The sequence below is a fragment of the Rhizobium sp. ZPR4 genome, from assembly GCF_040215725.1.
In the GTDB taxonomy this organism is placed as follows: Bacteria; Pseudomonadota; Alphaproteobacteria; order Rhizobiales; family Rhizobiaceae; genus Rhizobium; species Rhizobium rhizogenes_D.
The window spans coordinates 1,814,733-1,835,160 of record NZ_CP157967.1 but is presented as its reverse complement, the minus strand read 5'-3'; the positions used below and the strand labels follow the sequence as shown (position 1 = coordinate 1,835,160).

At 59.8% G+C, this 20,428-nt stretch carries 22 protein-coding genes; 13 read left to right on the top strand and 9 right to left on the bottom strand.

Annotated elements, in window-relative coordinates; genetic code table 11:
* Nucleotides 1-20 precede the first annotated feature (20 nt).
* The 3 genes from ABOK31_RS09040 to ABOK31_RS09030 all read right to left on the bottom strand — a co-directional run bounded on the left by ABOK31_RS09040 (nucleotide 21) and on the right by ABOK31_RS09030 (nucleotide 2,334).
* A complete protein-coding gene (locus ABOK31_RS09040) occupies nucleotides 21-527 on the bottom strand; it encodes a GNAT family N-acetyltransferase (RefSeq protein WP_349958629.1) in 507 nt (168 codons plus the stop codon).
* A gap of 86 nt (nucleotides 528-613) precedes the next feature.
* Nucleotides 614-1,543, bottom strand: coding sequence for a bifunctional helix-turn-helix transcriptional regulator/GNAT family N-acetyltransferase (locus tag ABOK31_RS09035; protein ID WP_349958627.1), 930 nt, complete (start codon nucleotides 1,541-1,543; stop codon nucleotides 614-616).
* Nucleotides 1,544-1,614: 71 nt separating this feature from the next.
* Complete coding sequence (locus tag ABOK31_RS09030) at nucleotides 1,615-2,334, bottom strand: aspartate/glutamate racemase family protein (protein ID WP_349958625.1); 720 nt, start codon at nucleotides 2,332-2,334, stop codon at nucleotides 1,615-1,617.
* Between the two features lie 161 nt (nucleotides 2,335-2,495).
* Here ABOK31_RS09030 and ABOK31_RS09025 point away from each other — a divergent pair, with 161 nt between their 5' ends.
* From ABOK31_RS09025 to ABOK31_RS09015, 3 genes are all read left to right on the top strand, one after another.
* Nucleotides 2,496-2,960 (top strand): Lrp/AsnC family transcriptional regulator, encoded by a 465-nt coding sequence (locus tag ABOK31_RS09025; RefSeq protein ID WP_349958623.1) that lies wholly within the window; start codon nucleotides 2,496-2,498, stop codon nucleotides 2,958-2,960.
* A gap of 116 nt (nucleotides 2,961-3,076) precedes the next feature.
* Nucleotides 3,077-3,640, top strand: coding sequence for a PH domain-containing protein (locus ABOK31_RS09020; protein WP_349958621.1), 564 nt, complete (start codon nucleotides 3,077-3,079; stop codon nucleotides 3,638-3,640).
* A 108-nt stretch (nucleotides 3,641-3,748) separates the two neighbouring features.
* Entirely contained in the window at nucleotides 3,749-5,011 is a 1,263-nt protein-coding gene (locus tag ABOK31_RS09015; RefSeq protein WP_349958620.1) for an NAD(P)/FAD-dependent oxidoreductase, read from the top strand.
* A 41-nt stretch (nucleotides 5,012-5,052) separates the two neighbouring features.
* On the opposite strand, the gene ABOK31_RS09010 is transcribed toward ABOK31_RS09015, so the two are convergent.
* Entirely contained in the window at nucleotides 5,053-6,096 is a 1,044-nt protein-coding gene (locus ABOK31_RS09010; protein WP_349958618.1) for an NAD(P)-dependent alcohol dehydrogenase, read from the bottom strand.
* A 199-nt stretch (nucleotides 6,097-6,295) separates the two neighbouring features.
* Here ABOK31_RS09010 and ABOK31_RS09005 point away from each other — a divergent pair, with 199 nt between their 5' ends.
* Nucleotides 6,296-7,204: an AraC family transcriptional regulator gene (locus ABOK31_RS09005; protein ID WP_174179780.1), complete on the top strand. Its 909-nt coding sequence runs from the start codon at nucleotides 6,296-6,298 to the stop codon at nucleotides 7,202-7,204.
* Between the two features lie 35 nt (nucleotides 7,205-7,239).
* Here the strand turns inward: ABOK31_RS09005 and ABOK31_RS09000 are convergent, their stop codons facing one another.
* Nucleotides 7,240-7,737 (bottom strand): hypothetical protein, encoded by a 498-nt coding sequence (locus ABOK31_RS09000; RefSeq protein ID WP_349958616.1) that lies wholly within the window; start codon nucleotides 7,735-7,737, stop codon nucleotides 7,240-7,242.
* Between the two features lie 177 nt (nucleotides 7,738-7,914).
* Here ABOK31_RS09000 and ABOK31_RS08995 point away from each other — a divergent pair, with 177 nt between their 5' ends.
* Together ABOK31_RS08995 and ilvC are read left to right on the top strand one after the other, a co-directional pair.
* The gene (locus ABOK31_RS08995; RefSeq protein ID WP_349958614.1) at nucleotides 7,915-8,565 is read left to right on the top strand and encodes a TetR/AcrR family transcriptional regulator; all 651 of its coding nucleotides are present in this window, start codon (nucleotides 7,915-7,917) and stop codon (nucleotides 8,563-8,565) included.
* A 44-nt stretch (nucleotides 8,566-8,609) separates the two neighbouring features.
* Nucleotides 8,610-9,629 (top strand): ketol-acid reductoisomerase, encoded by a 1,020-nt coding sequence (gene ilvC / locus ABOK31_RS08990; RefSeq protein ID WP_349958612.1) that lies wholly within the window; start codon nucleotides 8,610-8,612, stop codon nucleotides 9,627-9,629.
* Between the two features lie 50 nt (nucleotides 9,630-9,679).
* On the opposite strand, the gene ABOK31_RS08985 is transcribed toward ilvC, so the two are convergent.
* The 3 genes from ABOK31_RS08985 to ABOK31_RS08975 form a co-directional block, all read right to left on the bottom strand.
* Nucleotides 9,680-10,267 carry a class I SAM-dependent methyltransferase gene (locus tag ABOK31_RS08985; RefSeq protein ID WP_349958610.1) on the bottom strand — a complete coding sequence of 196 codons (588 nt, stop codon included), beginning with the start codon at nucleotides 10,265-10,267 and terminating at the stop codon, nucleotides 9,680-9,682.
* Nucleotides 10,268-10,332: 65 nt separating this feature from the next.
* A complete protein-coding gene (locus ABOK31_RS08980) occupies nucleotides 10,333-10,707 on the bottom strand; it encodes a type II toxin-antitoxin system VapC family toxin (RefSeq protein ID WP_349958609.1) in 375 nt (124 codons plus the stop codon).
* The gene (locus tag ABOK31_RS08975; protein ID WP_174179775.1) at nucleotides 10,707-10,916 is read right to left on the bottom strand and encodes an AbrB/MazE/SpoVT family DNA-binding domain-containing protein; all 210 of its coding nucleotides are present in this window, start codon (nucleotides 10,914-10,916) and stop codon (nucleotides 10,707-10,709) included. The genes ABOK31_RS08980 and ABOK31_RS08975 overlap by 1 nt, the downstream gene beginning before the upstream one ends.
* 220 nt (nucleotides 10,917-11,136) lie before the next feature.
* Here ABOK31_RS08975 and ABOK31_RS08970 point away from each other — a divergent pair, with 220 nt between their 5' ends.
* Complete coding sequence (locus tag ABOK31_RS08970) at nucleotides 11,137-12,366, top strand: PLP-dependent aminotransferase family protein (protein ID WP_349958607.1); 1,230 nt, start codon at nucleotides 11,137-11,139, stop codon at nucleotides 12,364-12,366.
* A 119-nt stretch (nucleotides 12,367-12,485) separates the two neighbouring features.
* Here the strand turns inward: ABOK31_RS08970 and ABOK31_RS08965 are convergent, their stop codons facing one another.
* The gene (locus ABOK31_RS08965) at nucleotides 12,486-13,544 is read right to left on the bottom strand and encodes an aldo/keto reductase (RefSeq protein WP_349958606.1); all 1,059 of its coding nucleotides are present in this window, start codon (nucleotides 13,542-13,544) and stop codon (nucleotides 12,486-12,488) included.
* 173 nt (nucleotides 13,545-13,717) lie between these two features.
* On the opposite strand from ABOK31_RS08965, the gene ABOK31_RS08960 reads away from it, so the two are divergent.
* The 6 genes from ABOK31_RS08960 (at nucleotide 13,718) to ABOK31_RS08935 (ending at nucleotide 20,393) form a co-directional block, all read left to right on the top strand.
* A complete protein-coding gene (locus ABOK31_RS08960; RefSeq protein WP_349958604.1) occupies nucleotides 13,718-14,698 on the top strand; it encodes an ABC transporter substrate-binding protein in 981 nt (326 codons plus the stop codon).
* A gap of 17 nt (nucleotides 14,699-14,715) precedes the next feature.
* Nucleotides 14,716-16,410, top strand: a complete 1,695-nt coding sequence (locus ABOK31_RS08955; protein ID WP_349958603.1) for an iron ABC transporter permease — start codon at nucleotides 14,716-14,718, stop codon at nucleotides 16,408-16,410.
* Nucleotides 16,398-17,429 carry an ABC transporter ATP-binding protein gene (locus ABOK31_RS08950; RefSeq protein ID WP_349958601.1) on the top strand — a complete coding sequence of 344 codons (1,032 nt, stop codon included), beginning with the start codon at nucleotides 16,398-16,400 and terminating at the stop codon, nucleotides 17,427-17,429. Before ABOK31_RS08955 ends, ABOK31_RS08950 begins: the two co-directional genes overlap by 13 nt.
* A 77-nt stretch (nucleotides 17,430-17,506) precedes the next feature.
* Nucleotides 17,507-18,502: a 2OG-Fe(II) oxygenase family protein gene (locus ABOK31_RS08945; protein WP_349958600.1), complete on the top strand. Its 996-nt coding sequence runs from the start codon at nucleotides 17,507-17,509 to the stop codon at nucleotides 18,500-18,502.
* A 41-nt stretch (nucleotides 18,503-18,543) separates the two neighbouring features.
* Nucleotides 18,544-19,659 (top strand): endonuclease/exonuclease/phosphatase family protein, encoded by a 1,116-nt coding sequence (locus ABOK31_RS08940; protein WP_349958598.1) that lies wholly within the window; start codon nucleotides 18,544-18,546, stop codon nucleotides 19,657-19,659.
* Nucleotides 19,656-20,393: an NUDIX hydrolase gene (locus ABOK31_RS08935; protein ID WP_349958596.1), complete on the top strand. Its 738-nt coding sequence runs from the start codon at nucleotides 19,656-19,658 to the stop codon at nucleotides 20,391-20,393. Before ABOK31_RS08940 ends, ABOK31_RS08935 begins: the two co-directional genes overlap by 4 nt.
* Nucleotides 20,394-20,428: the final 35 nt, after the last annotated feature.

Genomic DNA, 20,428 nt, shown 5'->3' with positions numbered 1-20,428 from the left:
GATGGCTGCGGTGGATTTCGCTATTCGTGGAAAAACGCCATGTGGATCGCGTCCTTATAGCGTCCGTCTATGCGAACGGATTTACGCGCGAGGCCCTCGCGGACGAAGCCAACTTTTTCGTAAAGAGCGATGGCCCTGCTATTGTCGGCATGCACGCTGAGTTCGACGCGTTCTATTCCCGCATCATGCGCGGCTCGCAGCGTCGTTTCGATCAATCGACGCCCCAGTCCTTGGCCGCGATAGGCAGGGGTGATTCCCATGCCGAGCTTGCCGGCGTGAGCATGGGATGGAAAGCCATGGCGGCTGATATCGCACCAGCCGACCACCTTGCCATGTGCCAGGGCAACGAATTGCGGATTGCCTTTCTCGATCATGCCGAACACGAAGGCGCGCATCTCTTCCAACGGAAAGGCTTCTAGCAGTGATAGATATTCCCGCTCGCGCGCAACCGTATCGAGCGCCTTGTGAAAGCCTTCGACGTGCTCGGCCGATATGGGTTCTATCCGGATTTCGGTATCGGTGGTCATGGAAAACAACTCGATGCAAATAAGGGATGCATCGAGGATATGGTTCAACCAAGCGCCTGTCTATCCACCTATTTCACCAAGGATATCTACAGATCGAGCACCCAGGTCTGGCCATTCAGTTCCGGGCCGAACATGCGATGCCTCTCCTCTGCGGCGAGCTTGAAGCCTGCCTTGATGTAGATGGCCCGCGCGGTGTCGAGAATATCGTTGGTCCAGAGTGACAGCGTCTTATAGCCGGCGTCGCGGGAGAAGCGGATGCATTCGTCGACAAGCAGCTTGCCGAGGCCGAGGCCGCGTGCCGTCTTGTCGACGTAGAGCAGCCGGAGCTTTGCCACGCCATCGCCGCCATCCGCGATCATGGCGGAGCCGACATTGAGGCCGCCTCTTTCGGCGATCCAGCAGCGGTCCATCTGCGGATTGAAATTGGACAGGAATTTTCCGGCGACTTCGGCGACCAAACCTTCGAAACGGTCGTCCCAGCCGAATTCTTCGGTATAGAAGCGTGCCTGGCTTTGCACGATCCAGCCGATATCGCCAGGCCGGTGGTGGCGGATCAGGGCGGGTGCCCTAGTGGTTTCGTCGGAGCCAAGCGTGTCCTGGATGGTCCGCATCGCTGCCACAACGCGCTCAGGTTCGCCGATCGCGAGTTTTTCGAAATAGCCGGCGATCTGGGCGCGCGAGCGGCGGACGAATTCCTCAAATTGTCCCTGTCCCTTTTCGGTGACTTTTATGACCTGGCTGCGCGCATCGCTTGGATCCGGCGTCGTCTCGATCAGCCCGTCCTCGCGAAAGCGTTTGACGATACGGCTGAGATAGGCGGGATCGAGATGGAGGTCGCGTGTCAGGGCTGAGGCGGCAACACCGCCACGAAATCCAACCTCGAACAGCACGCGCACATCGGTCAGCGTATAGGGGCTGTCGAGATAGGCCTTGTTCAGGACGCCGAGAAAATTCGTATAGAAGCGGTTGAAGTCGCGGACGGCATCAATGGTTGTGAATTCGGCAGCGGGGGGCATGACATCGTCTCCTCGTATATAGGAGACGATGTCCATCATTTATTGGACTCAGTCAAGTAAATTGATTGAGATCAGGCCGCGCAGCTTTTACCGATCTTTTCATTCGCAAGAGCGAAGTCGACAGCCGCTTCGGCGTGGATCGTCGTGGTGTCGAAGCCGGGCAGGATGAGAGCCTTCGGATCGAGGATGAGGCAGATCTCGGTGCAGCCGAGAATGACGCTGTCGGCACCTTCGGCCTTGGAGCGCTCGATGATGCCGTTCAGCTTCCGGCGCGACTCGTCCTTGATGATGCCGGCGCAGAGTTCGTTGAAGATGATGTCGTGCGTGATCGTGCGATCCTCGGGGCCGGGGACCATGATGGAGACACCATTCGCAGCCATGCGCTCGGCATAGAAGCCGTGTTCCATCGTGTAGCGGGTGGCGAGCAGCAGCGGCTTGACGCGGCCGGCGACTTTCAGCGCCGTGGCGGTTTCATCGATGATGTGGATGAGCGGAGCTGAAACGCGTTCGGCAACCTGAGGCGCGATCAGGTGCATGGTATTGGTGCAGATGAGCACGCATTCGGCGCCGGCCGACTGCAGGCGCTGCGCGGCATCGGCGAGCCGGTCGGCGGCATCGCTCCAGCGTCCGGCCTTCTGCAACGCAACGATCTCCTCGAAATTGACGGAGTACATGACCATTTCGGCCGAGGAGAGACCGCCCAGCCGCTCGCGGACCATTTCATTGATCAGGCGGTAATAGACTGCTGAACTCTCGAAACTCATCCCGCCGATCAGGCCAATGGTGCGCATAATGCTGTTCTCCGCTCCTTAGTTGTGAATGTAGGAATAGTGCGGCGATTCATCCGCCATGTGTTTGCGTTTTTTGAAGCCTATCAAAGTTCTTCAGCAACAGTTTGCGTATTTTGTGATTTATGTGCAAAATAATGGCGCCTCAATAGGAATTGCCGCACATGCTGGACGAACGCGACAGAAAGATTCTCGAATTTTTGCAGGCCGATGCCGGCATATCCGTGACGGAACTTGCCGATCGCGTTGCGCTATCGGTCTCAGCCTGTTCGCGCCGCATCCAGCGGCTCGAGGAAAGCGGCCATATCGCCCGGCGCATCGTCGTGCTCGATCGCGAAAAGATGGGGGTGCCGACCACGGTCTATGCGATGATCAAGACCGCTCATCATGCCGACGAGTGGATCGAATCCTTCCGCAAGGTGATCGGTGATATTCCGGAAATCGTGGAGGCGCATCGGCTTACCGGGAATTACGACTATATACTGAAAATCGTGTTGCCTCGGGTCGAGCATTACGATGTCATCTACAAGCAACTTGTGCGTCGAGTCGAACTGTTCGACGTCTCCGCATCGATTTCGATGGAGGAGTTGAAAAGCGGCGCGTCGGTTCCGGTTGGATACGCACACTGAATTGGCAGCCGTCGCGTGCTAATTCCGCATATCACCCCGGCAAAGCTCCTATGGAGACGGCAAGTTTTGAAGTTGTAGAATCGGTCTTGTGATTATCGCTCTAGGGGCAATCCGCCATGCGCAACGCAGATATTCAAAATTACTTCGTGCCTGGTGAAAAACTATTGTGGCAGGGCCGACCGAAGCAAGGCTTTATGCCCAGCAAAAAAGATCTGCTGCTTGTGCCCTTTTCGCTGATATGGGGCGGCTTTGCGGTCTTTTGGGAAAGCATGGTCGTACGCCAAGGCAACGCACCAATCTTTTTCAGGCTTTGGGGGGTGCCTTTCGTGCTGATTGGCCTCTATCTCATCGTCGGCCGTTTTGCGGTCGATGCATTCGTCCGCGCAAGGACCCAATATGCTGTCACTGATCAACGCATCATCATTTTGCGCGAAGGCTGGTTTGCCAAGCTTCTGACCTTGTCACTGGAACGCTTGCCGGCCTTGGACCTCGATCAGAATGGCGACGGCTCCGGTACGATCAATTTCGGTGCCGATAGCGGGATCGGCTACGGTCGACGTGGCGGCGGTATGAGCGTCTGGACACCTGCGCTCTCGAATGTACCGCGATTTCTCGGCGTCGCGGACGTGCGCAACGTATTCAATCTCATTGTGCAAGCTCAATCCACGAAAGCATCCTAGTCCTCGGCGCGAGGGAGAGGATGCAGGGGTGCCATGCATAAAAGATAGTTGCTGCTTATGCGTCTCAACCCTACGTTTTCGGGCGAAACCTAGATAAGAGGTGTTGCCATGCAGGATCATCATGTCGTCGTCGTCGGGGGCGGTTTTGCCGGGGTGCAGCTCGCCAATGATCTGAAAGGCGCTCCCGTACGCATCACGATGGTCGACCGGCGCAATCATCACCTGTTTCAGCCTCTCCTCTATCAAGTCGCAACCACCTTGCTCGCCACATCCGAGATCGCCTGGCCGATCCGCAACTTCTTTCGCGACAGGCCGGAGGTGACGACGTTGCTTGCCGAGGTCGTCGGCGTCGACAGCGAGGCGCATCAGGTGCTTCTGAAGAACGGCCAAGAAATCCGTTACGATACGCTGGTGCTGGCGACCGGCGCCACCCATGCCTATTTCGGCCATGACGAGTGGGAGCCGGTAGCACCGGGATTGAAGACGCTGGAGGACGCCACGACCATCCGCCGCCGGTTGTTGCTGGCCTTCGAGCAGGCGGAGATCGAGACCGACCCTGCCGTCCGCGAGGCGCTGCTGACTTTCGTGATCGTCGGCGCCGGTCCCACGGGCGTCGAACTCGCCGGCATTATCTCGGAACTGGCAAGGACGACCTTGCCGAAGGAATTTCGCAATATCGACACCCGCAAGGCGAAGATCATCTTGGTGGAGGCCGGTCCTCGCGTGCTGGCCGCCTTCGCGCAAGAGCTGTCCGATTACGCACACAAGGAACTGGAGCTGCTCGGTGTCGAAGTCCGTTTCGGCAAGCCGGTCACCTCGTGCTCGGCGGAAGGCGTCACGATCGGCGATACGTTCGTGCCATGCCGGACCATCGTCTGGGCGGCGGGTGTCGAGGCGTCGCCGGCGGCGAAATGGCTTGGCATTCCAGCCGATCGTGCCGGCCGAGCTATCGTCGACAAGGATCTGAGGGCGCCGGGCAAGGAGGATATCTTCATCATCGGTGATACGGCAGCCGTCATGCGTGACGATGGCAGCCCCGTGCCGGGGATCGCTCCCGCCGCCAAGCAACAGGGCGCTTACGTTGCCAAGGTCATCAAGGCGAAACTCGCCGGCCGGCCGGCGCCTGGGCCGTTCCATTACAGCCATCAGGGCAGCCTTGCGACGATTGGAAAAAGCGCGGCGATCATCGATTTCGGCTGGCTGAAGCTCAAGGGATGGCTCGCCTGGTGGGTGTGGGGGCTTGCCCACATCTACTTCCTGATCGGCGTTCGCTGGCGCATCGCGGTCGCCTGGAGCTGGCTGTGGATCTATATCAGCCGGCAGCACAGCGCCCGGCTGATCACGCAAAGAGAAAGCGTGCGTGAGGAATAAAAAGGGGCGGCGTCCGTATCAGGCGCCGCCCCTTTTTTTAATTAAGCAAGCGAAGCGATATCGATGACGAAGCGGTAGCGGACGTCGCTCTTCAGCACGCGCTCATAGGCTTCGTTGATCTGCTGAATGCTGATCTTCTCGATCTCGGAGACGATGTTGTGCTCGCCGCAGAAGTCGAGCATTTCCTGGGTTTCCTTGATCGAGCCGATCATCGAGCCGGAAAGGCTGCGCCGGCCGGGGATCAGCGAGAAGGCATGGACCGGAACGGCATGTTCCGGCACGCCGAGCAGCACCATGCTGCCGTCATATTTCAGCAGGTTGAGGTAGGCATTCCAATCGATAGCGGTGCCGACCGTGTTGAGGATAAGGTCGAAGCTGCCGGCGAGCTTGGTGAAGGTTTCGGCATCGCTGGTCGCATAATAGTGGTCGGCGCCGAGCTTGAGGCCGTCTTCCTTCTTCGACAGCGACTGGCTGAGAACCGTGACTTCAGCGCCCATGGCATGCGCCAGCTTGACGCCCATGTGGCCGAGGCCACCCATGCCGACGATGGCAACCTTCTTGCCCGAACCGGCTTTCCAGTGGCGCAGCGGCGAGTAGAGCGTGATACCGGCGCAAAGGAGCGGGGCGCCTGCGTCGAGCGGAATATTGTCCGGAAAGGAAAGGACATAGCCTTCCTTGACGACGATCGAGTCCGAATAGCCGCCGAAAGTCGGCGTCTTGCCGTCGGCTTCGACATCGTTATAGGTCTGCACCAGACCCGGCATATAGTGTTCGTAGTCCGGGTCGCGCGTGGCGCAGGTCGTGCAGGAATCGACGAAGCAGCCGACGCCGACGCGGTCGCCGACCTTGAACTTCGTGACCTTGGAGCCGACAGCGGTCACGATGCCGGCAACCTCATGACCAGGCACCATCGGGTATTTCGAGAAGCCCCATTCATTGCGGGCCTGGTGGATATCGGAATGGCAGACGCCGCAATATTTGACGGAGATGGCGACATCGTCGTCATTTGGTTCGCGGCGCTCGAAGGTGAATGGGGTGAGCGGCTTGGACGCGTCGGTCGCGGCGTAACCCTTTGCGATAGGCATGGGAGTTTCCTTGATCTTGGGATGGGGTGGGAGTGGAATTGAGACGCTGCACTATGCAACGGGATCGGGCGACAGCGTTAGAGCGATCCTGCAAGCTTTGTGTACGATCCTGCGAATCTAATTCCGTGTTCACCCTTTCGCGGTCGCGGGCAGTTACCTAGATAAGTCTCGACAAGCCCTCTAAAACAGTTGGTTGCGCATGACACTACCCTTCAATCCCAACCAGGAACTCGCGTCCATCGTTGCCCGTTTCGCCACCGGAGACGGGGAACATCGCACGCCCATAGAGGGTCTCAACCTGTATCGGCAGTCGGCCGTGACCGTATGGCAACACGGGGCGTATCGGCCATCCTTCGCGGTCGTCGTTCAGGGGCGCAAAAGCCTGACGGTCGGCGCCGATACCTACCATTACGGAGTCGGCGAATATATTCTGATGGCTGTCGACCTGCCCGTGTCGACACAGGTCACCAATGTCCAAAGCGAAACGCCCTATCTCTGCTTCTCCATGGTGCTCGAAAGCGAACGGCTGAATGAATTGCTGTCGCGCGTCAACATTCCGCGCCAGGCGATGATGGCGGAACCCTTGCGCGGTCTCGCGGTCAATGCAGCATCGCCGGAACTGCTCGATGCCTCTCTGCGGCTGCTCAGATTGCTCGATCGGCCGGACGATATTCCGGCCATGGCGCCACTGATCGAGCAAGAAATCCTCTATCGCCTGCTGACCGGTCCGAACGGGCCTCGGCTGCTGCAGGTCGCCATGGCCGAGAGCCAGAGCAACCGGGTGGCGCGCGCCGTTGCCTGGATACGCGGCAACTTCGCCCAACCGCTGCGTATCGAGGATCTGGCCGAACGCGTTGGCATGAGCGTTTCGTCGCTACACCATCACTTCAAAGCGGTGACAGCCATGTCGCCGATGCAATATCAGAAGCAGCTTCGGCTGCATGAAGCGCGGCGGCTGATGATCGTTGAGCAGCTCGATGTCGGATCGGCCGGCCATCGCGTCGGTTATCAGAGCCCCTCGCAGTTTAGCCGCGAATACAGCCGTCTCTACGGTCTTCCGCCTCTGAGGGACGTCGAGGCGATGCGCAGTGCTGCCGCTGCGGAATAGACGCCGTCCTTACTCGTTACACTCGTGATCTTCGATCAACTGATCGGGGCGCCGCAGTCACTGCCATTCCAGATATAGCTGGGAGTGGCCCCCTGCGGTCCCCACAAGCCTTCGAAGCGACGATAGCCGGGAGCGAAGCAGATCGTCAGCGACCCCATTCCATATTTGTCGAACCAGCGCAGCGTGCGCTGCCTACCGCCAGACGTCCCGACTTCGGACACCGATCCGACCGTCGTCGTTCCATCGTCATCGAAGCGATAAGTCCCCGAGATGTGACCTTGCCCGTCGACCCGAAGAGACGTCTCTACATCGACCAGTTTGTCGCTGGAGAGAAGTTTGCCGCAATAGCGTCCCGCGGGTGCGGGGACTGATTTTGCCGTTGAGTGAGCCGAGGCGGGCAGGGCAAGCAGGCCCATCGCCATGCCGATCCCCGCGATACGGACGAGCACGCGTTGCTTGTCTTCGGCCATGCTGCCGCTGGATGGCGTGAGAAGGGTTGGTATATCGAGAGGCAACGACCGTTCGACTTTCATCAGGAGGCTCCAGCACAGAAGCGGATAAGCGACAAGCTCTAGCCGGCATGGGCCTGCCCTGACAAGCGCTCTCTTTTTGGCGCAGTGCAGCAACGAATTCCGCTTGACGGCCGCATTGGCGTCCTGCATAAAGCGCCACGAACCGTACCGTACGGTACGCATTTGGGAGTGGCCATCGTGCTGAGCGAAGTAGGACAGTCGAGCGAGTTTTCGCCGCGCCAGAACGCGGTTCTGGAACAGGCGCTGCGTCTCCTCGTCGACGGCGGCGAAAAGGCGCTGACGACCTCGGGCGTCGCGCGTGCCGCCAATTGCTCCAAGGAAAGCCTTTATAAGTGGTTCGGCGATCGCGACGGCTTGCTGTCGGCGATGATTACCTATCAGGCCAGCAAAGTGCGCACCTTCGAGCGCAATGGCGAACGGCTGAATACGGCAAGCCTGCATGACCATCTCGTCATTTTCGCCCGCGATCTGCTCGAGGTTCTGGCCGGCGACGTTTCTCTCGCCTTGAACCGCCTGGCGATCGGCCAGTCGAACCGTGACGGCTCCAAGCTCGGTAAGCTTTTGCTGGAGCGCGGGCGCCGGCAGATCGACCGCCGCGCCATCGGTCTCATCGATGCCGGCAAGCGGGTGGGATTGTTGCGCTTCACCGATGCCGACGAGGCATATCACACGCTTTACGGGCTCATCGTCTCCGATCTGCATGTTCGCATGCTGCTCGGCGAGCCCGGTTTGAAGGATACGAGCCGTCAGGCGGAAAAGGCGGTCAGCGCCTTCCTCAAGCTTTACGGCACGGAAAAGGTATTGGCGGAAGCAACAGCGACCGTCTGACAATTTAAAATCTGCACCCAGACAAGCAAAGGGAAGGACAAACAATGCGCGTCTATTACGATCGTGATGCCGATCTCAACCTCATCAAGTCGAAGAAGGTCGCCGTCATCGGCTACGGTTCCCAGGGCCGCGCTCATGCGCTGAACCTGAAGGACAGCGGCGCACAGAATCTTGTGATCGCGCTGAAGGCCGGTTCGCCCACGATCAAGAAGGCCGAAGCCGATGGCTTCAAGGTCATGACCGTTGCCGAAGCTGCCGCCTGGGCCGACCTGATGATGATGGCAACCCCCGACGAGCTGCAGGCCGACATCTACAAGTCCGACATCGCTCCGAACATTCGTGACGGCGCTGCGATCGCCTTCGCACACGGCCTAAACGTTCACTTCGGCCTCATCGAGCCTAAGGCTTCGGTCGATGTTGTTATGATCGCTCCGAAGGGCCCGGGTCACACGGTTCGCGGCGAATACCAGAAGGGCGGCGGCGTTCCCTGCCTCGTTGCCGTTCACCAGAACGCTTCCGGTAACGCGCTTGAACTCGCTCTCTCCTACGCTTGCGGCGTCGGCGGCGGCCGTTCGGGCATCATCGAAACCAACTTCCGCGAAGAGTGCGAAACCGACCTCTTCGGCGAACAGGTCGTTCTTTGCGGCGGTCTCGTCGAGCTTATCCGCGCCGGCTTCGAAACGCTGGTTGAAGCCGGCTACGCTCCGGAAATGGCCTATTTCGAGTGCCTGCACGAAGTGAAGCTCATCGTCGACCTGATCTATGAAGGCGGTATCGCCAACATGAACTACTCGATCTCGAACACGGCAGAGTGGGGAGAATACGTCTCCGGTCCGCGCATCATCACTGCCGAAACCAAGGCCGAGATGAAGCGCGTCCTCAAGGACATTCAGACCGGCAAGTTCACCTCCGAGTGGATGCAGGAATACCGTTCGGGCGCGGCCCGCTTCAAGGGTATCCGCCGCAACAACGACAGCCACCAGATCGAAGAAGTCGGCGCCAAGCTGCGCGGCATGATGCCCTGGATCGGCAAGAACAAGCTGGTCGACAAGTCGGTCAACTAAGCTTTCGGCGAGAGCCGGAATGGAGGGCCGGGGCGAGAGCTCCGGCCTTTCTATTTTTGGGCTTTGACATGGAGCCATTTTGTCGGCTCACCATCGAAGCCGCCGCCATTGGCCTCGGTCGTGACGATGTTTTTCCATCCTCCGGCGCTCAGCATAGCCTCAAGCCAGGTAGCGGAAGGGTAGTTGTAGTAGCGCCCGAACTTGTCGTGTCCTTCTGCTTCTCCCGCCTTGAAGCTGGCATGGAAGATGCCGCCCGTTTTCAGGGCGCGCAAAATACGGTCGAAGACATCCGGCAGGACGGATCGCGGAACATGCAGGAGGCTTGCTTCCGCCCATACTCCATCGAAAGCCTCTGTGGCATCCAGGGCTTCGAAGCGCATGATTCGAACGGGCTTGCCGAGACGTTTTTCTGCCTCTCTAGCGAGTTCGGCGGAACCGTCCGTGGGCGTAATCTCGAAGCCGCGGGACAGCATGTAGGCGGCATCCTGACCACCGCCGCAACCCAATTCGAGAATGGCTGCGCCGGCGGGTAGGGCGCCGAGGAAGGCATCAAGCCTCTGTCTCGGCAGCTTGCGGTTGCGCGCTGCATAAACGGCGGCGTTGTCGGTATAGAAGGACGATGTCGGGTCGGTGCTCATGCTTCCCGTGGCTCATTTTTCTTTATTCGAGATGGATAGCGACAAGCGGGTAGAATGAACCACTGTTATTCCTTACCAAGATAGACGACGCGATCTAGGCCTTTGAAGTGAGCATCCAGCGTCAGGACGTCGGCATCGTGCAGTTCCGCAGTGGCGTAGATGATCGCGTCGGCAAGTGAGAGTTTGTGTTTCGCTGAGACTTCGGCGGCTCGGCGGGCAAGGGTCGTGTCTAGGGAAGCGATGATGCAGGTGGCGGTGTAGGCGAAGAACGAATCGACGGCGTCCTCATCGCGCTCGCGCTCCAACCATTTGGCGAGTTCGAGCTGGACGATGGTGGGGACGATACATTCGGTTCGCAAGGGCATCTCGCCTTCGAGTCGATCCACCGCAGGGCCTCGGGTCAGCCACTCGATCCATGCCGAGCTATCAACGACGCGCATCAGAACCGGTCTTTCCGGTCGCGATAATTGCTGGGGTTGGCACCCTTTGCCATGCCCTTAAGGTCGGCGAGCTCGGGTACGGGAATAAGCAGCACGCCCTTGCCCTTGGGAATAAAGACGAACTCCTGGCCTGCGCTCCAATGCTGTTGTTCGCGAACTTCTTTCGGGATCGAGATCTGAAATTTTGAGGAAAGGGTTGCAGTGCTCATTCTTACTTTTTCCGATCGATGGATGCGGTGTAAGAATAACATCTGGAGAGGGAATTGTGTAGGTCCTTTTGGGGGAGTCTCAGCACAATGGCGGCCAACCGCAAATCGACCATTTCCAGGAATTGTTTGTCACCGTCACAACAAAATAGGTCAGTATTGTTGACTTATCTTTTGTTGCGTGATCTTGTGCAATAAAGATCAAAAATTACGAGGAAACCCCATGTTGAATTGGGAAAATATCTTTGCGACGCGTTCTAGCCGTATGCGCGCCTCCGAAATCCGCGAGCTGCTGAAGCTGCTGGAGCGGCCGGATATCATCTCTTTCGCCGGCGGTATTCCCGATCCCGCATTGTTTCCGGATGCGGAGTTCAAGCAGGCCTATGCCGATATCTTTTCCGGCCCGACCGTCAACGCGGCGCTGCAATATTCAGTCAGCGAAGGCTATAAGCCGCTGCGCGAATGGCTGGTTGGACAGATGGCGGCGCTCGGTATTCCCTGTGAGCTCGAGAACGTCTTCATCGTTTCCGGTTCGCAGCAGGGGCTCGATTATCTCGGCAAGCTCTTCCTGTCGCCGAAGGATACGGCGCTGGTGACGGCGCCGACCTATCTCGGTGCGCTGCAGGCTTTCAACGCCTATGAGCCGACCTACGACCAGCTGACGCCGAACGGCAACCGCACGCCGGATTCCTATCGCGCTGCGGCTTCGCAGGCGGGTGGTCGGGTGAAATTCGCCTATCTCTCGGCCGATTTCGCCAATCCGACGGGCGAGACGGTCGATCTGGCCGGGCGCGAGAAGCTGCTCGATCTTGCCGAAGAGCTCGATATCGCCGTCATCGAAGACGCTGCCTATCAGTCGCTGCGTTACGACGGCGAGCCGGTTGCGCCGATCCTGGCGCTCGAAATCGCGCGCAAGGGCAACATCAACGACACGCGCACGATCTATTGCGGCAGCTTCTCCAAGACGCTGGCGCCGGGCTTGCGCGTCGGCTTCGTCGTTGCCAATGCGCCCGTCATCCGCAAGCTGGTCCTGATGAAGCAGGCAGCCGATCTGCATTCCTCGACGATCAACCAGATCGCGATCCATCAAGTCGCTGAGCGCGGTTTCGAGGCGCAGGTCGCCAAGGTCCGCAAGACCTATAGCCATCGCCGCGACTGTATGCTGGCAGCGCTTGCGAAATATATGCCTGACGGCACGAGCTGGACGAAGCCGGAAGGCGGCATGTTCGTCTGGGTCACCCTGCCGAAGGGCATGGACGGCGCCAAGCTGCTGGCAAGGTCGCTGGAAACGGCAAAGGTTGCTTTCGTACCCGGTCAGGCCTTCTTCGCCGATGGCAGCGGCGCGAACACTTTCCGCGTCAGCTTCTCCTGCGCCAATGACGAGATGATCGAAGAGGGCATCTCGCGGCTCGGCAAGCTGATTGCCGGCGAGATCGGGGCAATGGCGGCTTAAGCAATTCCAGCAAAAGTGCAAAGCGGTTTTGCGTCCGGAATTGCGTGAAAGTAAAAAGATTGAGCATTTCCGTGCCTCTGTTCGAAACGGAAATGCTCGAAGCCGCCATCCAGTTTTCGTCACTTCGTCAGATGCGGGCCGATCAGTGAAAGGTCGGCCTCGCTCAGACGATCACTGGCCGTATTGCGCTGGTGCCAATAGGGATACATCAGCGGCGGCAGGCTGACGTCGTCGAGCCGCTTGCGCTCCTCGTCGGTCAGTTTCAATTCGGCACTGGCGAGATTGTCCTTGAACTGGGCTTTGGTGCGGCCGCCGATGATGACCGAGGTCACGCCCTTTCGGCCGATCAGCCAGGCAAGCGCCACTTGAGCTGCGGAAACGCCGCGACCCTCGGCGATCTCCACCAGCGTATCGACGATGTTCCACAGGCGGTTTTCATCGCGGATCGGCGGTTCCGTCCAGCCGGCGAACTGGCGCGTGCCCTCCGGCGTCGCCTGGTTGCGCCGGTGCTTGCCCGACAGCAGGCCACCTGCAATCGGGCTCCAGACGAGAATGCCAAGACCCTGATCGATGCTGATCGGCACCAGCTCGTTTTCCGCGTCGCGGGCTTCCAGCGTGTAATGGATCTGCTGACTGACGAAGCGTTCGCGCTTGTCACGCTCGCTGACGCCGAGCGCCTTCATGATGTGCCAGCCGGAAAAATTCGAGCAGCCGATGTAGCGGACCTTGCCCTGGCGGACCAATGTGTCGAGTGCTTCCATCGTCTCTTCCAGCGGCGTCTGCCCGTCCCACTCATGCAGCTGGTAGAGATCGATGACATCGGTCTTCATGCGCTTCAGGCTCGCCTCGCAGGCCTGAATGAGATGCTGGCGGGAAGAGCCGACATCATTGACGCCCGGACCCATCGGAAAACGCGCCTTGGTGGCGATGAGCACGCCGTTCTTGCGCGGGCCGCCGATGATCTCGCCGAGGATTTCTTCCGATGCGCCTTGCGAGTAGACGTCGGCCGTATCGAGCAGGTTGACGCCGGCATCGACGCACATGTCGACAAGCTTCTTGGCTTCCTTGACACCGAGATCGCCGACGGTTTTTGCCCAACCGACTCCGCCGAAGGTCATGGTGCCCATGGTGATGGTGGAAACTTTGAGGCCGGAGCGGCCAAGTAGGCGATATTCCATAGATCTGTCCTCCTCGATCCCGTCTGAAATACGTGCGTCAGAAAATAGTGCGAGAGGACGATGGTCAAGATTCAATCATCATATGAACGGCAATCTATTCAAATTCAACTGTCACAATCATGTTAAGCCGTGCGTCTAGACAACCCTCCTGCAACCTAGCCGAGGACGTTTTCATGAAGACCTTTATTTCCGCTTTTGCCGGCCTGTTGGCCATCGCTCTTTTCTCCGGTACCGCAAATGCTGCCGATCTCGTCCTCTACACCAGCCAGCCAAATGCCGATGCGCAGGCGACCGTCGATGGGTTCATGGCCGCCAATCCCGGCATCAAGGTCGACTGGGTTCGCGACGGCACGCCGCAGATCATTGCGAAGCTGCAGGCTGAGATGCAGGCCGGCGCTCCGGTCGCCGATGTTCTGTTGATCGCCGACACCGTCACGCTGGAGCGTCTCAAGGAAGCCGGCAAGCTGCTCGCCTACAAGTCGCCGGAAGCCGCCAATTACGATGCGTCGCTCTATGACGCCGACGGCTATTACTATTCCACGAAGCTGATCACGACCGGCATCGTCTACAACACGGCGGCCGCAATGAAGCCGGCAAGCTGGCAGGATCTGGTCAAGCCGGAAGCCAAGGGCCTCGTCGCCATGCCGAGCCCGCTGGCTTCGGGTGCCGCTCTCATTCACGCGCAGACGCTGGCCGGCGTCAGCAGCCTCGGCTGGGACTACTACAAGAGCCTCGCCGACAACGGCGCGATCGCTGCAGGCGGCAACGGCGCCGTGCTCAAGTCCGTCGCTTCCGGCGAAAAGGCCTATGGCATGATCGTCGACTACATGCCGATCCGCGAAAAGGCCAAGGGCGCCCCGCTGGAATTCGTCTTCCCGAAGGAAGGCGTTTCGGCAGTCACCGAGCCGGTCGGCATTCTCGCCGGCACGCAGCATGCCGATGCCGCCAAGAAGTTCGTCGACTACGTTCTCTCGGAAAAGGGCCAGGAAGGCTTCCTGAAGCTCGGTTATATTCCGGCCCGCAACGGCACGCCGCTGCCGGAAGGTTTCCCGGCGCGTGACAGCATCAAGGTTTTGCCGTTGAATGCCGCCGATGCCCTGAAGAACACGGATCAGGACCTGAAGACTTTCTCCACCTACTTCAAGTCGAAGTAATCCGACCCGGATTTGGAATGTACGGATATGTGCGTCGAGGAAACAGCCAGCCGGCCTGGCTGTTTCCTTTTGTTGTTGCCGTCGTGCTTTTGCTCAGCGTCCTGCCGCTGGCGCGGCTGGCGCTTGCCGGCATCGAGGCGCTGCTCAGGGGTGGTACCTATGAGCTCATCACCGATCCGGCGCTCTGGCGCTCTGCGTGGTACACGATCGAGACGGCGGTGCTCGGCACCATCGTTTCCGTCTTGCTTGGCTGCCTCTTCGCATTCCTGCTGACATTGACGGATCTGTCGGGCAGGGGGCTGCTCGGCTTCCTCTTCGTATTGCCGATGATGATCCCGCCGCAAGTGACGGCACTCGCCTGGGTGCAGATGTCCGGGCCGTCGAGCCCCCTACTGAAAGCATTGCATATCGCGCCGCCGCTAGGCTCGCCGCAGCCGCTCTATTCTGTCGGCGGCATTGCGCTGCTCTACGGCGTTCAGCATGCACCGCTCGTCTATCTCGCCCTGCGCGCCGGCCTGATGGCGCTGCCGCGCGATGGTGTGGAGGCTGCAAGGCTTTCCGGCGCCTCGGGCCTGCGCGTTTTCCGCGATATCATCCTGCCCTTGTCTCTGCCCGGTGTCATCGCGGGTGCGGCCATCGCCTTCGTTTCCTCGATCGGCAATTTCGGCATTCCCGCGATCCTCGGTATTCCCGCCTCGATCTATACGCTCTCGACCCTGATCTTCACCAAGTTCTCCAGCTTCGGCCCGCGCACATTCGGCGATATCGCCGTGCTGTCGACGATGATCGCCGTCATTGCGGTTGCCGGGCTTGCCGTGCAGGGCAGGGCCTTGAAGGGGCGTGATTATCGCGTCATCGGCATTTCCGGCGCGACGGCCGTCTTTTCGCTCGGCCGATGGCGCTACGTGGCGCTGCCGGTGCTCTGCACCATCCTGTTCGTCATGCTCGTCGCGCCCTTCCTGGCGCTGGTTGCCGGCGCGCTGGTGCCAGCCTATGGGGTTCCGCTCACTTTCAAGACGGCATCGCTCAACGCCTTCACGGAAATCCTGTTTCGGCAGAGCATAACGCGCACGGCCTTTTCCAACTCGCTGTTCCTCGCCGGCATGACAGCCCTTGGTCTCCTGCTGGTGACAGTGCTTGCGGCCTATGCGCTGACGCGGCGGAAGGACATGTTGAGCCGCATCGTCGGCGGCATGATCGAGATCCCCTATTCGCTTCCGGGCATCATCATTGCCGTATGCTTCATTCTGGTGTTTGCGGCACCGCTTCCGATCCTCAATGTCACGCTTTACGGGACGATCTGGATCATCCTGCTCGCCTATTTCTCCGCATACTTCGCCGTCAGCCTGAAACCGGTCATGAGCGCCTTTCTGCAGCTCGATCCGGCATTGGAGGAGGCTGCGCGTCTTTCGGGCGCTGGCTTCTTCCGTCGGCTGACCGATATCATCGTGCCGCTGATCGCGCCGGCTGCGGGCGCGTCGGTGATCCTCGTCTTCCTCATTGCCTGCAACGAGCTGACCGTTTCGGCGCTGCTCTGGTCGGCCGGCACGCAGACGCTTGGCGTCGTCATCTACAATCTCGATGATGGCGGCAGCGCCGATCTTGCCTCGGCCATGTCGGTCATCGTCATCGCCATGGTCGTTATCATGATGGTGCTTCTGGAAATCATGGCCAAGCGCCTGCCGAAGGGAGTGGTGCCTTGGCGAAGCTGATCCTCAATCATATCAGCAAGGATTTCGGCACAGGTGGGCGGGCTGCGGTCAACGCCTTGTCGCTGGATGTCCGCGAAGGCGGCTTCCTGGCGCTGCTCGGCCCCTCGGGCTGCGGCAAGACGACCGTGCTTCGAATGATAGCCGGTTTCGAGCAGCCGACCGATGGCTCCATCCACCTCGGCGAACGGCTGCTGGCGGATGCGGCAAACATGTTGCCGCCCGAACGGCGCAATATGGCGATGGTGTTCCAGTCCTATGCGCTCTGGCCGCATATGAACGTATCAGACAATGTCGGCTATCCGATGAAGGTGCGCGGCATCTCCGGCGAACGCTACCGCGAGAAGGTGCGCGAGGCGCTCGCGACCGTGCGCCTTGGCGATTACGCCGAACGCAGGCCAGCCGATCTCTCCGGCGGTCAGCGGCAGCGTGTGGCGCTTGCTCGCTGCCTGGTGACATCGCCCGATGTCGTGCTGCTGGACGAGCCGCTTGCAAACCTCGATCGTCACCTGAAGAAGGAGATGGAAGAAACCTTCCGCGAGTTCCACCAGCGCTCGGGTGCCACGATGGTCTATGTGACGCATGACCAGAGTGAGGCGATGGCGCTTGCGACCGACGTCGCCGTCATGTCCGAGGGGCGGCTGCTGCAGGTGGCGCCGCCGGCCGAAATCTATGCACGCCCCGAAGGCAGAATGGTCGGTGGTCTCGTCGGGCAGGGCGCAATCCTGTCGCTTGCTTTTCCAGGCGGCGGTCAGCGCCGCATCGACTGGTCGTCCTTCCGCGGTCTCTGGGATAATCGGGTAGGCGGCTCGCCGAGTGCGGATGTCCTTGTGCGCCCTGAGGATGTGCTTGCCGATGCGGAGGGCATCTCCTGCCGGGTCGATTCCGTTCTCTATGAGGGGGAGCGCTATGCGATGAGGCTGTCGATGCCGGATGGGCAAGTGCTGCGGGCCTATAGCCGTGAGGCTGTCGCTGTTGGCGACGACTACCGGATCGCCATTCGCTCCGCCTGGCGGCTTTGATCGGACAGGGGACAAGATGGTTGTTCCCTGCCGCCTCCTATGCTTGATTTGCTCGACGTCACGAAGGGGAGTCGCTTATGTCCGATCATAGCTTTCCGATTTTCGATCTCGGCGCTTTCGAGGTAGCCGATCACGACGAGAAAAAGCGGCTTGGCGCGGAGGTGGATCGGATATGCCGCTCGACCGGCTTCCTGGCGGTTGCCAACCACGGTGTCGCGGATGCCGTGATCGCCGAGGTCTGGAAGAAGACGCAGACTTTCTTCGATCTGCCGCCCGAGACAAAGCAGCGCGCCAAGACGCTCTATCCTGGCTATCCCTATGGCTATCTTGGGCCGGGAACCGAGGCGCTTGCAAAATCGCGCAATGTCGACACGCCGCCGGACCTGAAGGAGAGCTTCAATGGCGGCCCGCTTTCCGTTCCCGCAGGCATGAGCGATCCCGAAGCGCTGGGTTTTTGCTATGCGGAAACCATCTGGCCTGAAGGGCCCGAAGGGTTTGTGGAAGCTTGGAAGGCCTATTATCGGGGGATGGAAGATCTGGCGGCACGCATCATGCGCGTCTTCGCAACGGCGCTTGGCCTCGACGAGCATTTCTTCGATGCCTATGTTGACGCGCCGATCAGCGCACTGCGGGCACTGAACTATCCCGAGCAGCATGTGCCGCCGCAGCCGGGCCAGCTTCGCGCCGGCGCGCATACCGACTACGGCAGCCTGACGATTCTCCGGCCGCAGCCCGGCTCGAAGGGTCTTGAGATCATTGCACCCGATGGCCAATGGACGCCGGTGCCGCCGGTCGAGGGTGCTTTCGTCATCAATATCGGCGACCTGATGGCGCTGTGGACCAACGATCGCTGGGTTTCGACCGTGCATCGCGTTGTCAATCCGCCGCCGGAGGAGGGCGGCATGCAGCGTCGGCAATCCCTTGCCTTCTTCCATCAGCCGAACTGGTTTGCTGAGATCGCCTGTCTGCCGTCATGCCTGAAGGACGGCGAACAGCCGAAATACGCACCGGTTCTTTCCGGCCCTTATCTGATGGGCAAATTCAAGTCGACCGTAACAGCCAAAGCCGGCTGATATAAGCCGGCTCACATTTTCTTCGTAAACTGGAATGCTTCATGTCCCTGCGCCTTGCGACCTTCAATGTCGAAAACCTTCTGACCCGTTTCGATTACACCGGTTTCCGCAACCAGCTGCGCCAGGATCGCGTGCTGCAGCTCTTCGATGTCCGCAACGAGGAGGTCTATCAGCAGCTTGAGGCAGCGCGGGTGGTTGCCGCCACCGACGACACCAGACAGATGACGGCGCTGGCGATCGCAGACGCCGATGCCGACATCATCTGCCTGCAGGAAGTCGACAACATGGCGGCGCTGCAGGCTTTCGAATACGGCTATCTCTACCGCATGGTCGGCAATGGCTATCGCCAGAAATACCTGATCGAGGGCAATGACAGCCGCGGCATCGATGTCGCCGTGATGATGCGGGAGGAGACGCGTGACGGCCAGCCGATCGTGCTCAACGACATCAAAAGTCACGCCATGGTTACGTATGGCGATTTCGGTCTTTTCAGCGACGAGCTGGCGGAGCTCGGTCACCATGCGGAAGACAAGATCTTCAAGCGCGATTGCCTGGAGCTGCATCTTCACATCGGCGGCGTGCCGTTCTCGCTCTATGTGGCGCATCTGAAATCGATGGGACCGGCACGCGAGGGCATGGATGGACGTCACGCGACCATGCCGATCCGCCGGGCCGAGACGATGGCGGTTCGCCGCATTATCGAAGATCGGTTTGGCGCCGGTCATACGGCGTCGAAGAACTTCGCGATTTGCGGCGATATGAACGACTATCAGGAATGGATCGATGTCATCGGTATACGCCGCAGCGGTTATCGCTTCGAGCCACGCAGTGAGGAGAAGGGCAGTGCGCTCGATGTCTTCAGCCATGACGGCTTTGTCGAAAATGTCGTGCGGCGCCGGGACGAACTTGACCGCTGGACGCTCTACCATGCCCGCGGGCCTCAGGAGCAGCGGCTCTGCCAGCTCGACTACATCTGGCTCTCTCCGGCTCTGGCGCAGGCCAATGCGACGCGCCTTCCCGATATCGTCCGCTCGGGCCAGCCTTTCCGCACCTTATTCCCACCGGGGCAGGAGGTGGAGCGCTATCCGCGCGTCGGCTGGGACCGGCCGAAGGCCTCAGACCACTGCCCCGTCGTCATGACATTGGATTTGATATGAGCGTTTCAGAACAAAACGATACGGCCGGCTGGCCGCCGGAAGGCACTGTATTTCCCATCTCCAGCATCGATCTTGCTGTCCTTCCCGGAGAGCATCCCTTCCATGTTCGCGAGCGGGAGGCGGCTCAGGAGAGCTGGGCAAGGGAAATCGCCGCCAATCCAGCCCTCTATGATGGCCGCATGGTGTTCCAGCACCGGCTGTCGATTGTTGACGGCGCTGTGACGGGGGAATCCTATGTAACATCTTTCTCGACGTTTCTCTGGTGGCGCAGGCAGAGGCAGCCGGGTGGTTTTCACCTTTTCGGCCTTGCGGTTGTGGTGTCGTCCGATAATGCTATCATCGCGATCCGCATGGCGCCGCATACAGCCAATCCCGGACAGGTCTATTGCGCTGCCGGCTCGCTGGATGAGAACGATATCGTTGACGGACATGCAGATGTGGCGGGCAACATGCGGCGCGAAGTGCTGGAGGAAACCGGTCTGGATCTGAATGATGCGACCGCAGATCCTCAGTACTATGCTACCCATATAAGCCGTTCGGTCACGCTCTTCCGCGTTTTCCGCTTTCCCTGGACAGCCGAGGATATGTTGCGGCGAATCGAGGCACATGTGCTGGTTTCCGAAGAGGATGAAGTCGACGGTGTGGTCGCGATTCGTTCGGCTGATCCAGCGGCGCAGCGCTACAATGTCGCGATGCTGCCGATCCTCGCCTGGTTCTTCGGTGACGGCAGATAGCTTGGGCTTGCGCTGTGGTCGCTTGCCGGTATGAA